This window comes from Bhargavaea cecembensis, from assembly GCF_000826125.2.
GTDB lineage: Bacteria > Bacillota > Bacilli > Bacillales_A > Planococcaceae > Bhargavaea > Bhargavaea cecembensis_B.
Genome location: NZ_LN651371.1, coordinates 30,874 through 44,573, shown reverse-complemented (window position 1 = coordinate 44,573; position 13,700 = coordinate 30,874). Strand labels below are relative to the sequence as shown.

Here is a 13,700-nt window from a genome sequence, read left to right as displayed (position 1 = left end):
ATGATAGAAACCATTCACATTTACCATACGAACGATCTGCACAGCCATTTTGAGAAGTGGCCGCGGATCCGCAGCTTCCTCAAGGAGCGCCTGGCCGAACATGAGGCTGCCGGCGAGCCTTGTTTCCTGTTTGATATCGGGGATCATATCGACCGGTCCCATCCGTATACGGAGGCAACGCTCGGCAAGGGGAACATGGCGATGCTTGAAGACCTCGGCTATGACGCCGTCACGATCGGCAACAACGAGGGGATCACGCTTGCGCCGGACGACCTGGACGGCCTTTACCGGGGCGTCCCGTTCCCGGTCGTGCTCGGCAACCTGACCCGGCCAGACGGGTCGCTGCCGGACTGGGCATCGGAAGAAGCGATCCTGACGACGCCCTCCGGCATCCGCATCGGCCTGATCGGGGCGACGGCCGATTTCACTTCTTCCTATGAAAGCCTAGGCTGGCGGATCGGGAAGCCGGGCGCCTGGCTGGCTGCGGCCGCACCGGGCGTGAAGGCGCACTGCGACCTCGTCATCTGCCTGTCCCATATGGGCTCGACGGCAGATGACAGGCTCGCGGAAGAGGCGGAAGGGTCGGTCGACGTGATCCTCGGTGCCCACACCCACCATGTATATGCGGAGGGCCGCCGGATCGGGGAGACCCTGATCGGGGCGGCGGGGAAGTGGGGCCAGTATGTGGGGGAAATCACGCTGTCCTTCGACACGGTGAAAGGAACGCTTGTGGATTCATCTGCGACCGTCCATGATTCGGAGACGCTGCCTGCGCCCGGTGATGACCTGTCGTTTGATGCGGGTCTCCGCAAAGAGGCGGAGCGGCTCATGGCAGATCCGGTCTTCTTTAATCCGGCCGCCATGCCGGAAAGCTGGACCGGCCCCTCTCCGCTCTCCAAGTTCTTTTCCGATGCCCTCCGCATACATACGGATGCGGACTGCGCCATGTATAACTCCGGCATCTTCCTCGGCGGCCTCCGCGCCGGCGGTGTCTCGCGCATGGACCTTCACCGGCTCATGCCCCACCCGATCAATCCGTGCGTGATCGAGCTGACCGGGGAGGAACTCGAAGAGGCGTATGACCTCAGCTTCGATCCGGAATGGCCCGACATCCGGCTAAAAGGGCTCGGCTTCCGCGGTGAGGTGATGGGCGCAATGATCCACCACCGGCTCACGAAGTCGGAGGACGGGCGCCTGCTTGTCGCCGGACATCCCCTCGACCGCGGACGGACTTACCGGCTGGCCACACTCGACCTGTTCACATACGGGTTCTTTTTCCCGTCCTTCAAGCTGCTCCCGAAAAAGTACTTTATGCCCGAGTTCATCCGTGACGTGCTTGCGGAGCACGCCGTCCGGATGTTCGGCGCGGCCGGTTCATAATCAGATCCTCCTGCCCATACGATGGGGAAGGGGGATTTTTATTGAGATTTCCGTATGCGCGCAGGCGAAAAGTCCGGACCCGGACGGGAAAGAGGCGGCTGCTGCCGCTCCTGCTTCCGATCGGCGTTTTGCTGATCTTCCTTCTCTTTTTCTATTTCAATGAACGGCTCTCTCCCGCGCTCACCCGGTATGCGGAAGTCCAGACGAATAAAATCGCCTCCGAAGTCATCGCGAAAGCGCTTGATACGAAGACGGCGATCGATATCAATGAAATCATCGAATATGTCCCGTCCGACCAATCGGAAGTCGTCACCGCCAAGCTGAACACCGAGATCATCAACCGGTTCATCGCGGAAACGCACGGGCTCGTCTCGGATTACCTCGAGAAGGCGGAGGCGGGGGAACTGAGCGCACTTCCGAAGCTTGAAAGCATCGAATACGACGTGGAGACGATGAGAGACAGGGACGGCATCGTCTTTTTCGTCCCGCTTGCCCAGGCGATCGGCATGCCGATGCTCGGCAATCTCGGACCGAAGATCCCCGTCCGGTTCCATGTGATCGGGGATGTCCACGCCAATCCGAAGACGGAAATCCGCGAGTTCGGCATCAACAATGCGCTCGTCGAAGTCACGGCGATCATCCAGGTGAATGTCCAGATCATCGTTCCGTTCGCCTCCAAGCAGTCGAGGATCGAGCAGAGGATTCCGGTTGCCATCGGACTCGTGCAGGGGCAGGTGCCGTACATCTTCAACAAGGGAGCCGTCGACCCGCCGTCGATCGAAGTTCCGGTCCCGCTTCCGGAAGAGTGAAAAAGACGCTTGCAATCCGGCCGGAATCCTGTTATCCTATAAGTCAATTAATCAGAATATCGATTGGGTAGAGGCCGCAATTGCTTATGAGTCACACACGCGAGTTTGACAGCTATGACCGTGCGTAAAAGGAAGCATTGCCGAAGTGGACCGGATTGTCAATGAAGGTCTGCTGGGGCCATTCCGAACAGGGATGGCACTGTCATACGGAACTAATGTCCGTATGGAGAGCTACAGATCGTACGTTGTTATGATATCTATTTCAACTGACGAACAGTAGGCGGCCGGTTTCCTTTTGCGCACACGCGCAGGATGCCGGCCGTTTTTTGCTTGAATGGAGCCTCTCCCTCGGAATGGAGGAATGGAACATGTCAGGTACCATCTTTTCAATTCTGCCCCCGCTGATCGCCATCGTCATGGTGCTCCTCACGAAACGGGTGCTCCTGTCGCTCGGCTCGGGCATCGTCGCCGGTGCGCTCATCACCGCCGCCTTCAAACCGGCCGATTCGGCGGCGACGCTCTGGAAGGCGTTCACGGTCAGTTTCTGGGACGGCGGGCTCAACACGTACAATATCTTCATCATGCTGTTCGTCCTCTTTCTCGGTGTCTTGACCGCCTTTGTCAGCCTCTCGGGAGGCAGCCGTGCATTCGCGGAGTGGGCGACAAAGCGGATCCGGACCCGCCGGGGCGCCAAGCTGCTCGCGGCGTTTCTCGGGATCCTGATTTTTGTGGATGATTACTTCAATGCGCTCGCGGTCGGCCAGATTGCGCGGCCGATCACCGACACGCACAAAGTGTCCCGCGCAAAGCTCGCCTACTTCATCGACTCCACTTCCGCACCGATCTGCGCCATCGCGCCGGTATCCAGCTGGGGGGCGTACCTGATCGGCGTCATCGGCACGATCCTAGCCGGAGCGGCTGTTGTCAGCTATACGCCGCTCGAAGCGTTCCTGCTCATGATCCCGATGAACTTCTATGTGCTGGCCACGCTCGTCTTCGTGTTCTTCGCGGCGTTCAGCGACTTTGACTTCGGCGAAATGCGCAAGCACGAGCGCCGTGCGATGGAAACAGGCGAACTGTACGACTCGGAAAAAGCGATTCCCGGCGAGCTGAAAGAAGAATTCCCGGTGCACAGCCACGGCCGCGTCATCGATCTCGTCCTGCCGATCGTCACGCTCGTCGCCGTCACATTCGGCGGAATGTTCTTCACCGGCTACCGGGCGAGCATAGCGGAAATGGGATATGCGGACATTTGGACCATCTTTGAACTGACCGATGTGCCGGTTGCACTGCTGTCCGGAGGCATCGCGGGCGTACTCGTCGCCGCCCTGCTTTACATGACCCAGCTGAAGCATAATGAGACCGCAAAGATTTCCTATATCGGTTCCGCGTTCATCAGCGGCCTCAAGGCGATGATGCCGGCTGTCTCCATCCTCGTCTTCGCCTGGGCGCTCACTTACCTGATCGGCGAGCTCGAGACGGGTGCATTCCTTTCCGAGGTCGTCCAGAAGGCGAATGTGCCGGTCGTCCTGCTTCCGGCAATCATGTTTATCCTGGCGGGCGTCATGTCATTTGCCACCGGCACTTCATGGGGATCGTTCGGGATCTTGCTTCCGATCGCCGGACAGGTCATGCTGGACGCGGCTCCGGAAATGCTGCTAGCCTCACTGGCAGCCGTCCTCGGCGGCTCGGTGTTCGGGGATCACTGTTCACCGATCTCGGACTCGACGATCATGTCCTCGACGGGCGCCGGTTCCAACCATATTGACCATGTGGCGACCCAGCTGCCTTACGCGCTGGCGAGCGCCGCCATTGCTGCCGTCGGCTACATCGTCCTCGGCGTGACCGACTCGGTCTGGGCGGGGATCCTCACTTTGTCGATCCTCCTTGCGGCAGTGATCGTCATCTGGACATTCAAGGGACGGTCGGCTGCACCTTCCGCCGTCCGTCACCAAACTGGAAACTAAGACTTTCGGCAGGGGCCATGCCCCTGCCTTTTGTCATGTCTCCGAAAGTTGTCGAAAATTAAAAAATGCTTTGACTTCATATTTTGAGGACGTTATACTTACAATAAGATAGAGTTATCTGAAAAGTATAAAATTCCCGTCCGGTAAATGAACGGGCGGGGGAAAAGGGGGAAAACCATGGAACAGCGTTCGCAGTGGGGGACGAGGGCCGGCTTTATCATGGCGGCTGTCGGTTCTGCCGTCGGACTCGGGAACATCTGGCGGTTTCCGTATGTTGCCTATGAAAATGGCGGCGGTGCATTTTTCATTCCGTACTTATTTGCTCTTTTGACCGCCGGAATCCCGATTTTGATCATGGAGTTTACGATCGGACAGAAATATCGAGGTTCGGCACCGCTGTCCTTCTTCAGGATGGAAGGGAAAAAAGCGGAGTGGCTCGGCTGGTGGGGGATTTTCGTCGCCTTCGCCATTTCCACGTACTACGCAGTCATTATTGCATGGGCGATGAAGTATACGATCTACTCGTTCGGTCAGAAATGGGGAAGCGACACGGAGGGCTTCCTGTACAACTCGGTCCTCCATCTCGGCGATACGCCGGGGCAGGCGGGCGGCTATGTGCCGGGCGTCCTCATCCCGCTCATCCTCGTGTGGGTCATCGTCTTCGCCATTCTGTTCGCCGGCGTCAAGAAAGGGATCGAAATGGCGAACCGCATCTTCATCCCGACGCTCGTCGTTGTGTTTCTGGCCATTGTCATCCGGGCGGTCACACTGCCCGGCGCGCTCTCCGGGCTTGACGCCTTCTTCAAGCCGGATCTGAGCCAGCTTGCAAACGGAACGGTCTGGGTGGCGGCATACGGGCATATTTTCTTCAGCCTTTCGATCGCCTTCGCCATCATGATCACTTACTCGAGTTATCTGCCGCGCAAGTCGGACATCACGAACAACGCGTTCATCACCGGATTTGCCAACTCCGGCTTCGAGCTGCTTGCGGGGATCGGGGTATTCGCCGCACTCGGCTTCATGGCTGCTCAGGCGAACGTGCCGGTATCGGAAGTGGCGACCGCCGGGGTCGGGCTCGCATTTGCGGTCTTCCCGCAGATCATCAATGAATTCCCGGGGCTGAACAGCCTGTTCGGGGTCCTGTTCTTCCTGTCGCTCGTCCTGGCGGGTCTCACATCCCTCATCTCGATCTGTGAGACGTATGTGTCGGGCCTGGCAGATAAGTTCGGCATCTCCCGGAACAAGGCGGTTCTCTTCGGGGCAGGGATTGCATTCCTCGTCTCTACGCTGTTCGCCACACGCGGCGGCCTGTACTTCCTGGATGCGGTCGACTACTTCATCAACCAGTTCGGTGTCGCAGCCCTCGGCCTGGTGGAAGTCATCGCGGTGGCCTGGGTGTTCCGCAAACTCGATCTGTTCAAGACGCACGCCGATTCGATGTCGGATATCCGCATCGGCGGCTGGTGGAAGCTGTCGCTGATGGTCATCACGCCGGTCGTCCTCAGCATCATGATGATCGACCTGCTCCGGGAAAACCTCGGCAAGCGGTTCGACAATCCGACCGGGAACTATGAAGGATACTCGGATGCCTTCATCATGGGCGCCGGATGGTCGGTTGCAATCGGGGTGCTCGTCCTCGGCATCGTGTTCTCTCTGTTCAAGTGGAACAGCCGGGCCATGCAGCCGTACGACAGAGACTGAGAAAAGGGGGAACTGCCATGAGCGGATCGGCAATCTTCATGATGATCCTCGGCATCTTGATCATCTGGGGCGGCCTTGCGGCGAGCATCGCCAATGCAGTGGCCAAATCACGAAACAAGTAAACTTCAGGAGCGTCCCGGCCGAGGGGCGCTTCTTTCATTTCAGAAAAATGCATGACGGATTTCTCCCGAGCGGCCCCTGCTGTTGTCGTCCCGGTTGCCTTATGGTACATTGAAAACACTGAGCGTTAACAAAACAGAGAGAATGGAGCCGATGGGGATGACTTCTTGCAAGCCGGGAAACGACTACCTCCGAAAGCCGGACTGGCTGAAGATCAAGCTGAATACGAACGAAAACTACATGGACCTGAAAAAGATGATGCGTGAAAAGGGACTTCATACTGTTTGTGAAGAGGCGCGCTGCCCGAATATCCATGAGTGCTGGGGAGAACGCCGGACGGCGACGTTCATGATTCTCGGTGCGGTATGCACGCGGGCCTGCCGTTTCTGTGCGGTGAAGACGGGCCTTCCGAACGAGCTGGATCTTGCCGAGCCGGAGCGGGTGGCGGATTCGGTGGCCCTTATGAACCTGAAGCACGCGGTCATCACGATGGTGGCACGGGACGATCAGCGGGACGGCGGTGCTGGGGTGCTGGCAGAGACGATCCGGGCGATCCGGCGCAAAAGCCCGTTCACGACGGTTGAGGTTCTCCCTTCGGACCTTGCGGGGGAATATGACAGTCTGAAGATCCTCATGGACGCCCGACCGGACATCCTGAACCACAACATCGAGACGGTCCGCAGCCTGACGAAGCGTGTCCGGGCACGCGCCACGTATGACCGGTCGCTTGAGTTTCTCCGCCGTGCAAAGGAGATGCAGCCGGATATCCCGACGAAGTCCTCGCTCATGCTCGGCCTCGGGGAAACGTGGGACGAGATCATCGAAACGATGGACGACCTGCGTGCCAACCATGTCGACATCATGACGATCGGCCAGTACTTGCAGCCGACGAAAAAACACTTGAAAGTCCAGAAATACTACACGCCGCAGGAGTTCGGCGAGCTGCGGAAGATCGCCATGACCAAGGGTTTCTCACACTGCGAGGCAGGCCCTCTCGTCCGAAGCAGCTATCATGCGGACGAACAGGTCAATGCCGCAGCCAAGGAGCGGCAGAGACGCGGGGAGGAGCTCGCTCCGGCTCCCCAGGCATGAGGAAGGTGACCGGATATGATCCGACTTGAACAGAATGAATATGAGATCCTGGAGGATTACCGGGACGGCTTCCAGGAGGAGGCCGTGAATGACCGGTACAGTGAAATCTTGTCGAAGTACGATTATATTGTCGGGGACTGGGGATACGGCCAGCTCCGGCTTCGCGGATTTTTCGATGACCGGAACCCGAAGGCGACGGTCGGCACGAAAATCAGCACCCTTCAGGATTATCTGTTCGAACACTGCAATTTCGGATGCGCCTACTTTGTCCTGAAAAAGACAGGGCGCCAAAAAGGGAACACCCGCCGTCCGGCAGAACCGGATGCGGCACAGGAAGATGAGGACCCGCAGGACGGCGAATGAACCGTTGCGGGTTTTCGCCTTGAACGAACAGGAGGAGTAGTATGTATTTCATCGACCGCAACAAAGTGGAAGAAACGGCGTCCCATATGGAACATCTGCTGAATATATTCGAACAGCGCCAAAACTGGAGCGGTGATCCGGTGACGGAACTGGCTCTGGAGCGTATTGCCCATAATCTGATCGAGTCTGTCATCGATATCGGCAATACGATGATTGACGGGTTCATCATGCGAGACCCGGGCAGCTACGAAGATATCCTTGATATTCTCCTTGATGAAAAAGTGATCGGCCAAGACGTGGAAGCCCCGCTGAAAAAGCTCGTCGGCCTCCGCAAAATGGTCGTACGTGAATTCATGAACGTGGACGGTGCGGAAACAGAGCGGACCATAGCCCAGGCATTGCCTTCCCTGAAAAGATTTCCGGGGGATGTCCGGCGGTACCTCGCCGAGGAGCTCGGCCCGGTATCCGCTTTTCTTCCAGAAGATAAAGAATGAGAGATTACAGGGCTTGGTGCTTTGACCTGGATGGGACAGTCTACCGGGGTGAGTCGGCGATCCCCGAGGCGGTCGGTCTGATCGAGCTTCTCCGGAAAGAGGGACGGCAGGTTTTCTACATGACGAACAACTCCGCCCTGACTCCGGACCAGCAGGCGGAAAAGCTCGGCCGGATGGGGATCGCCGCCGGGCCGGAAGAGATCATGACCTCTTCGATCACCACTGCCGGCTATCTCTTGAACGAATTCGGAAAACAGGACGTGTTCATGATCGGCGAAGACGGCCTGCGTCAGGCATTGGAGCTGGCGGGCCACCGGATTGTAACGGCAGGCGGTGAAACGGTTGTAATCGGAATCGACCGGGACATCAGCTACGCCAAGCTTGCCTCCGCCTGCCTGGCCGTTTCTGGAGGGGCCCGGTTCATTGCGACGAACGGAGACCGGGCGTTCCCGAATGAGCGGGGACTCGTACCCGGGAACGGAGCTTTCGCCGGGCTCATCGAGCTGACGACAGGCGTGAAGCCGACCATCATCGGAAAACCGGCCGGCCATATGCTGTCCGAGATTGCGAAGATCCATGGCGTCAAGAAGAAAGAGATGGTCCTGGTCGGGGACAATTATGAAACCGACATCGCTGCCGGCCTCCGCTTCGGCATTGATACAATCCACGTGGACACCGGCGTGACGCGGACCGAAGACCTCGTCCGTTATCCCGAGCAGCCCACCGTCAGCGTTCGGACGCTCGGGGAATTATATGAGTAATACTTTTTTGGACAAGGAAAGCCGCCCGTTTCGGGGCGGCTTTTGTCATGCTCGGGAAGGTGATAATCAGGCGCGGAATGAGGCGAGTGTCATCGGAGGACCGCCGAGTGCAATCGGAGGATCGCCGAGTGCAATCGGAACGGGGCTGAGTGCAATCGGAGCGAGCCCGGGAGCAAGCTCATTAGTATTTTCCGCAGGTGTCTCAGGAGTTTCTCTTCTGAAATGAAATTACACAGAGAACGGGACACCATCCCGAAAATGGCACCCATACTCCGATTTTCCCGCCCATACTCCGAAAATGACGTCCATACTCCGATCTTCCCGCCCATACTCCGAAAATGACGTCCATACTCCGATTTTCCTGTCCATACTCCGAAATTAGCATCCATACTCTGATTTTCCTGTCCATACTCCGAAAATGGGACCCATACTCCGATTTTCCTGTCCATACTCCGAAATTGGCATCCATACTCCGATTTTCCTGTCCATACTCCGAAAATGGCATCCATACTCCGATTTATCAGCCCATACTCCGATTCCACTCCGCCCGGACATCCTCCGCCATCACCCGCTCCCTGCACCCCGGCTTACTTACCATAATTTACTCATCAACTTCTCATCTGGCTCTCACCGGTTCCTCATGGGGGCCCGGTATGCTGTATTTACAAAGATTGATGAGGAGGACGGGAGCATGGCCATTGAAATATTCACAAGGCGGGAGCAGAAGTACCTGATCACCGTGGATCAGTACCGTCAGCTGCTCCTCCGGGCGGGATCAAGGCTGAGGCCGGACAAAAACGGGAAGGACGGGCGCTATACCGTCACGACGCTTTACTTCGACAACGACGAGAGCACCATCTATTTTGAAGTGAAGAACCGGCTCAAGTTCCGGCAGAAACTGCGTCTGCGGGTGTACGACACGCCGGGACCGGACGGGAAAGCCTTCTTCGAGACAAAACAGAAAAACCGGAAAATCACCCATAAGAGACGGACGGTGCTCCCGCTGAAGGAAGCCTACCGGTACCTCAGAGAAGGCGGAGCGGTCCCGCTGGAAGATTTCGACACGACAAATGTCCAGGTCCTGAAAGAGATCGACCGGTTCCGGCGTCATTATCGCCTGCACCCCGAAATGGTCGTAAGCTATGACCGGCATGCGCTTCACCAGACGGATGATCCGTCGGTCCGGGTGACATTCGACTTTAATCTGAGGTGCAGAGAAGAAGATCTTGGCGTCGAAAAGGGGCCGTACGGGCACCACTTCGTCGATCCGGGCCTCGTCATCCTGGAAGTGAAAGTGGACAACAGCGTGCCGCTCTGGCTTGCGCGCGTCCTGCAGGAGACCGGATGCCTGCAGAAGAGCGAATCGAAATTCTGCACGGCTCATGAACTTCTGGCGGAGCGCCGGCCGCAGCCCCATGAACACGCTTATGAACAGATGCTGATAGGAGGATATTGAAATGGATATGTTCGAATCAATTTTTCATCAGGAATTGCAGGCAGGGGGGACGGTGGCACTGAGCATCGTCGCGATGGTCATATCGTTCGTACTGAGCCTGATCATCACCGTCGTCTATAGACGGACGTTCACCGGGCAGCGGTACTCCCAGGCATTCGCGCACACGATCATCATGATGAGCGTCATCGTCTCGGTCGTCATGAATGTGGTCAGTGACAATGCCGGCGTGGCGTTCGGACTGTTTGCCGTGTTCTCGCTCATCCGGTTCCGGAGCGAAGTGACGGACGCCAAGGATATCTCCTATATCTTCTTCGGCCTCTGCGTCGGCATGACGGCGGGACTCTACCGGTTCGACTTGGCAATCGTGCTGACGGTCTTCGCCAGCCTGGCGTTTTACCTGCTGCACCGGACCGGCTATGCAAAAGGCAAGCATATGCAGATCCTGAAAGTGACCGTGCCGGAGACAATGAACCATGAAGGGCTGTTTGACGGGATTCTCAATGAATTCACGCTGAGCCATGAGCTCCGCCAAGTGGAAACGACCGATCTCGGCACGATGATCCTTTATACGTACGCCATCCAGGGCAAGCCGGATACGCTGGACCGGGATCTGCTGGACCGCATCCGCGAGAGAAATGCCAACCTGAAAGTCACCCTCACTTATCTGGGGAAATGAACAAAAATAAAAAGGGAGCAACGCCCTCGGGCGCTGCTCCCTTTCATCTATTAAAATAGCGGATTTTCCTCTATAAACCGGTAAATGTTTTCTTTCAGCTCTTCGGGCGTTTCGCCTTCGACGATCTCCCCGTTCACGACCGCATAGAGCGATTCCGCGCACTGGGAGCAGAAGCTGAGGCAGCCGTATTCCAGAACATCGAGGTTCGGGTCCTGCTCCAGTTCCTCAAACGTCTTCTGTGAACCGCAAGCCATGTTGCTCATGCAGAACTCGACAATCGGATTCACAAAAATCACCTCTCTCACCGGGAAATCGTACTCTTTTTTCTCCTTCCCGTCAATTGAACGGCTTATTGTGAAACCTCTCACATTCAGATATAATGGCGATGGAGAGTAGAAACGAATAGTCCGCAATGTGCCAAAAGGAGAATTTCTTTATGAAAAAACTAGTCCTGCTCGGCGCAGGCTACGGGAATATGCGCATCCTGCTGCGCCTGCTGCCGAATAATCTTCCCGAAGACCGGGAAATCATCCTCGTCGACCGGACGCCGTTCCACAGTCTGAAGACGGAATTCTATGCGCTTGCCGCGGGAACGGTCCCGGACGCCGAGGTCCGGGTCGCCCTTCCGGAGCATGAGCGCCTGAAGGTCGTGACAGGTGAAATCATCGACGTCAACCTGGAGGAAAAGCGGGTTTTCCTCGACAACGGAGAACAGATCGATTATGACGATCTCGTCATCGGTCTCGGGTGCGATGATAACTATCACAATGTCCCGGGTGCAGCCGAACACACCCACAGCATCCAGACGATCGGAAAGTCCCGCGACACGTACCGTCATCTCCTGAACCTCGGAGAAGGCGCGTCCGTCGGAATCGTCGGGGCCGGCCTGAGCGGCATTGAACTGGCGAGCGAGCTGAGGGAAAGCCGGCCGGATCTGCGCATCAAGCTGTTCGACCGGGGGCCGCGCGTCTTGAGGGATTTCCCCGAGCGGCTCAGCAATTATGTGCAAAGCTGGTTCGACGAGCACAATGTGGACGTCGTCAGCAACTCGAACATTACGAAGGTGGAGCCGAACACGCTCTATAACCATGAAAACTCGATTGAAGTGGACGCCGTCGTCTGGACCGCCGGAATCCGGCCGGTTGAAGCCGTCCGCAATCTCGGACTGGAATCGGATCGGGGCGGCCGGGTTGTCCTGACTCCCCATCATCATGTTCCCGGAAACGAAAACGTTTACGTGGTCGGGGACTGCGCCGCACTGCCGCATGCGCCGAGCGCCTATTTGGCGGAGGAACAGGGAGAGCAGATCGTCAAAGTCCTGAAGATGCGCTGGAACGGGGAAGAGCTGCCCGAGAAAATGCCGGAAATCAAGCTTCAGGGCTTCGTCGGCTCGCTCGGCAAGAAGAAGGGCTTCGCCTTCCTGGCAGACCGGACCGTCACCGGACGGATTGCGCGTCTTTTGAAGTCCGGCATTCTGTGGATGTACAAATGGCATAACGGCTGATACCGGCCGGTCGCGCGGTGAATAAGTCCTGTCCTTTTTCCGCATCATAAGAAAGCGGCCCGCCATGTGTGGCAGGGCCGCTTTTGTCACAGACTGAAGAGGATCTCACTCGGCAGCCGCCGAAAAGCCATGCTTTTCAAGCTCAAGGAAAACGGGCTTCAGCCGGATGTAGCCTTCGCCGACCACTTCGTTGCCGATCCGGACAAGCGGATAGAAGAACTCATCGTTCCTTACCTGTTCGGCAATTTCTGCCTGTTCCGGGTCCTCGACCGGCCCCTCGATGTCGATGTAGTCGATCGTGAACGGCTGATCCGGATATTTCCGTGAAATCGCCGCATCCAGCCACTCATACGTATCTTTTGAGGACGGTGCATTCACGCAGCTTGCACAGATGACATCTGCGCCATAAACTTCGATTTTCACCTTCTGATCGTTCATTCTGCATCCCCCTCCGGATTGCTTAATGGATTTTCCGCTCTATACCTATTATAATGATAGCAGTGAAAGGAGTCGAATCGAAGTGACAGATACAGCGATGTTGGATGGAGTACAGGAAGTCCTGGATAAACTGCGCCCGTTTCTTCTCCGAGACGGCGGCGACTGCGAACTCGTCGATGTCGAGGAAGGCATTGTGAAGCTCCGGCTTCTCGGTGCGTGCGGAACATGCCCAAGTTCGACGATTACATTGAAAGCCGGCATTGAGCGTGCACTCCTTGAAGAAGTGCCCGGTGTCGTCGAAGTAGAACAAGTCTTCTGACCGTCCGGGGCTTTCCGGGAAGTGCTAAAATGCTCGGTGGAATCAAAAAAGCAAGGACGTCTGGAGAATTCTGCGGAGCAGCCGGCCGGAGTCCTTGCTTTTTGCTTTTTTCTGCAAGGGCGCCCGCTTTTCGGATATCCCCTTTTCCCGCTTTTCGGATATCCCCTTTTATAGAGCCGATTCGGAGCCGGCCGGTTGAATGCCCGGCTCCGCCTTTGATATGATGAGTGAAAGGAGTGAGGAAGATGACACAGACGGTCGAACTGACAGAAGCGGCAGCTTTCCAAGTCAAGGAAATGATGCGCCACAATGAAGAGGAAGGTTCTTACCTTCGCGTGGGCGTCAATGGCGGCGGCTGCAGCGGACTGACATATGGACTCAACTTCACGAGGGAACGCCACGAGGACGACGAACTGCTGGAACAGCACGGACTGCAGATCCTCGTTTCGAAGGAAGACGGCGGAATCTTGACCGGTACGAAAGTCGACTATAAACAGTCGCTCATGGGCGGCGGATTCACGATTACAAATCCGAACGCAATCGCTTCCTGCGGATGTGGCACCTCATTCAGGACCAAAACGAAGGCCGGTTCGCCCGGCGATTGCTGAGACCGGAATTCC

At 57.0% G+C, this 13,700-nt stretch carries 16 protein-coding genes and 1 riboswitch; of the genes, 14 read left to right on the top strand and 2 right to left on the bottom strand.

Features of this window, described 5'->3' with window-relative positions:
• The 11 genes from BN1189_RS00665 (at window position 1) to BN1189_RS00620 (ending at window position 10,819) form a co-directional block, all read left to right on the top strand.
• Window positions 1-1,380: a bifunctional metallophosphatase/5'-nucleotidase gene (locus tag BN1189_RS00665; protein WP_040224632.1), complete on the top strand. Its 1,380-nt coding sequence runs from the start codon at window positions 1-3 to the stop codon at window positions 1,378-1,380.
• Window positions 1,381-1,421: 41 nt separating this feature from the next.
• The gene (yunB, locus tag BN1189_RS00660; protein WP_040224631.1) at window positions 1,422-2,189 is read left to right on the top strand and encodes a sporulation protein YunB; all 768 of its coding nucleotides are present in this window, start codon (window positions 1,422-1,424) and stop codon (window positions 2,187-2,189) included.
• A gap of 60 nt (window positions 2,190-2,249) precedes the next feature.
• Window positions 2,250-2,431, top strand: a riboswitch (Lysine riboswitch).
• Between the two features lie 126 nt (window positions 2,432-2,557).
• Entirely contained in the window at window positions 2,558-4,156 is a 1,599-nt protein-coding gene (locus BN1189_RS00655) for a Na+/H+ antiporter NhaC family protein (RefSeq protein ID WP_040224856.1), read from the top strand.
• 177 nt (window positions 4,157-4,333) lie between these two features.
• Window positions 4,334-5,857, top strand: coding sequence for a sodium-dependent transporter (locus BN1189_RS00650; RefSeq protein WP_040224630.1), 1,524 nt, complete (start codon window positions 4,334-4,336; stop codon window positions 5,855-5,857).
• 17 nt (window positions 5,858-5,874) lie between these two features.
• Window positions 5,875-5,979, top strand: a complete 105-nt coding sequence (locus BN1189_RS15755; RefSeq protein ID WP_143242221.1) for a methionine/alanine import family NSS transporter small subunit — start codon at window positions 5,875-5,877, stop codon at window positions 5,977-5,979.
• A gap of 157 nt (window positions 5,980-6,136) precedes the next feature.
• Complete coding sequence (gene lipA, locus BN1189_RS00645; protein WP_040224853.1) at window positions 6,137-7,069, top strand: lipoyl synthase; 933 nt, start codon at window positions 6,137-6,139, stop codon at window positions 7,067-7,069.
• 15 nt (window positions 7,070-7,084) lie between these two features.
• On the top strand, window positions 7,085-7,432 hold the full coding sequence (locus BN1189_RS00640; RefSeq protein WP_040224629.1) for a YutD family protein: 348 nt from the start codon (window positions 7,085-7,087) through the stop codon (window positions 7,430-7,432).
• Window positions 7,433-7,473: 41 nt separating this feature from the next.
• Window positions 7,474-7,926 (top strand): DUF86 domain-containing protein, encoded by a 453-nt coding sequence (locus tag BN1189_RS00635; protein WP_040224628.1) that lies wholly within the window; start codon window positions 7,474-7,476, stop codon window positions 7,924-7,926.
• Window positions 7,923-8,687 carry a TIGR01457 family HAD-type hydrolase gene (locus BN1189_RS00630; RefSeq protein ID WP_040224627.1) on the top strand — a complete coding sequence of 255 codons (765 nt, stop codon included), beginning with the start codon at window positions 7,923-7,925 and terminating at the stop codon, window positions 8,685-8,687. The genes BN1189_RS00635 and BN1189_RS00630 overlap by 4 nt, the downstream gene beginning before the upstream one ends.
• A gap of 691 nt (window positions 8,688-9,378) precedes the next feature.
• On the top strand, window positions 9,379-10,143 hold the full coding sequence (locus BN1189_RS00625) for a polyphosphate polymerase domain-containing protein (RefSeq protein WP_040224626.1): 765 nt from the start codon (window positions 9,379-9,381) through the stop codon (window positions 10,141-10,143).
• Between the two features lies 1 nt (window position 10,144).
• The gene (locus BN1189_RS00620) at window positions 10,145-10,819 is read left to right on the top strand and encodes a DUF4956 domain-containing protein (RefSeq protein ID WP_040224624.1); all 675 of its coding nucleotides are present in this window, start codon (window positions 10,145-10,147) and stop codon (window positions 10,817-10,819) included.
• A 50-nt stretch (window positions 10,820-10,869) separates the two neighbouring features.
• On the opposite strand, the gene BN1189_RS00615 is transcribed toward BN1189_RS00620, so the two are convergent.
• Complete coding sequence (locus BN1189_RS00615) at window positions 10,870-11,106, bottom strand: YuzB family protein (RefSeq protein ID WP_040224622.1); 237 nt, start codon at window positions 11,104-11,106, stop codon at window positions 10,870-10,872.
• 149 nt (window positions 11,107-11,255) lie between these two features.
• Between BN1189_RS00615 and BN1189_RS00610 the strand changes: the two genes are divergently transcribed.
• On the top strand, window positions 11,256-12,323 hold the full coding sequence (locus BN1189_RS00610) for an NAD(P)/FAD-dependent oxidoreductase (protein ID WP_040224620.1): 1,068 nt from the start codon (window positions 11,256-11,258) through the stop codon (window positions 12,321-12,323).
• Between the two features lie 105 nt (window positions 12,324-12,428).
• Here BN1189_RS00610 and BN1189_RS00605 read toward each other — a convergent pair whose 3' ends face one another.
• Window positions 12,429-12,761, bottom strand: a complete 333-nt coding sequence (locus BN1189_RS00605) for a YuzD family protein (protein WP_040224618.1) — start codon at window positions 12,759-12,761, stop codon at window positions 12,429-12,431.
• 25 nt (window positions 12,762-12,786) lie between these two features.
• Between BN1189_RS00605 and BN1189_RS00600 the strand changes: the two genes are divergently transcribed.
• Window positions 12,787-13,080: a NifU family protein gene (locus BN1189_RS00600; RefSeq protein ID WP_373604604.1), complete on the top strand. Its 294-nt coding sequence runs from the start codon at window positions 12,787-12,789 to the stop codon at window positions 13,078-13,080.
• A 245-nt stretch (window positions 13,081-13,325) separates the two neighbouring features.
• Entirely contained in the window at window positions 13,326-13,688 is a 363-nt protein-coding gene (locus tag BN1189_RS00595; protein ID WP_040224614.1) for a HesB/IscA family protein, read from the top strand.
• Window positions 13,689-13,700: the final 12 nt, after the last annotated feature.

Coding starts and splice junctions, on each gene's coding strand:
- BN1189_RS00665 (WP_040224632.1), top strand. CDS start 1: ATGATAGAAACCATTCACATTTACCATACGAACGATCTGCACAGCCAT.
- BN1189_RS00655 (WP_040224856.1), top strand. CDS start 2,558: ATGTCAGGTACCATCTTTTCAATTCTGCCCCCGCTGATCGCCATCGTC.
- BN1189_RS00650 (WP_040224630.1), top strand. CDS start 4,334: ATGGAACAGCGTTCGCAGTGGGGGACGAGGGCCGGCTTTATCATGGCG.
- BN1189_RS15755 (WP_143242221.1), top strand. CDS start 5,875: ATGAGCGGATCGGCAATCTTCATGATGATCCTCGGCATCTTGATCATC.
- lipA (WP_040224853.1), top strand. CDS start 6,137: ATGACTTCTTGCAAGCCGGGAAACGACTACCTCCGAAAGCCGGACTGG.
- BN1189_RS00640 (WP_040224629.1), top strand. CDS start 7,085: ATGATCCGACTTGAACAGAATGAATATGAGATCCTGGAGGATTACCGG.
- BN1189_RS00635 (WP_040224628.1), top strand. CDS start 7,474: ATGTATTTCATCGACCGCAACAAAGTGGAAGAAACGGCGTCCCATATG.
- BN1189_RS00630 (WP_040224627.1), top strand. CDS start 7,923: ATGAGAGATTACAGGGCTTGGTGCTTTGACCTGGATGGGACAGTCTAC.
- BN1189_RS00625 (WP_040224626.1), top strand. CDS start 9,379: ATGGCCATTGAAATATTCACAAGGCGGGAGCAGAAGTACCTGATCACC.
- BN1189_RS00620 (WP_040224624.1), top strand. CDS start 10,145: ATGGATATGTTCGAATCAATTTTTCATCAGGAATTGCAGGCAGGGGGG.
- BN1189_RS00610 (WP_040224620.1), top strand. CDS start 11,256: ATGAAAAAACTAGTCCTGCTCGGCGCAGGCTACGGGAATATGCGCATC.
- BN1189_RS00605 (WP_040224618.1), bottom strand. CDS start 12,761: ATGAACGATCAGAAGGTGAAAATCGAAGTTTATGGCGCAGATGTCATC.
- BN1189_RS00600 (WP_373604604.1), top strand. CDS start 12,787: ATGGATTTTCCGCTCTATACCTATTATAATGATAGCAGTGAAAGGAGT.
- BN1189_RS00595 (WP_040224614.1), top strand. CDS start 13,326: ATGACACAGACGGTCGAACTGACAGAAGCGGCAGCTTTCCAAGTCAAG.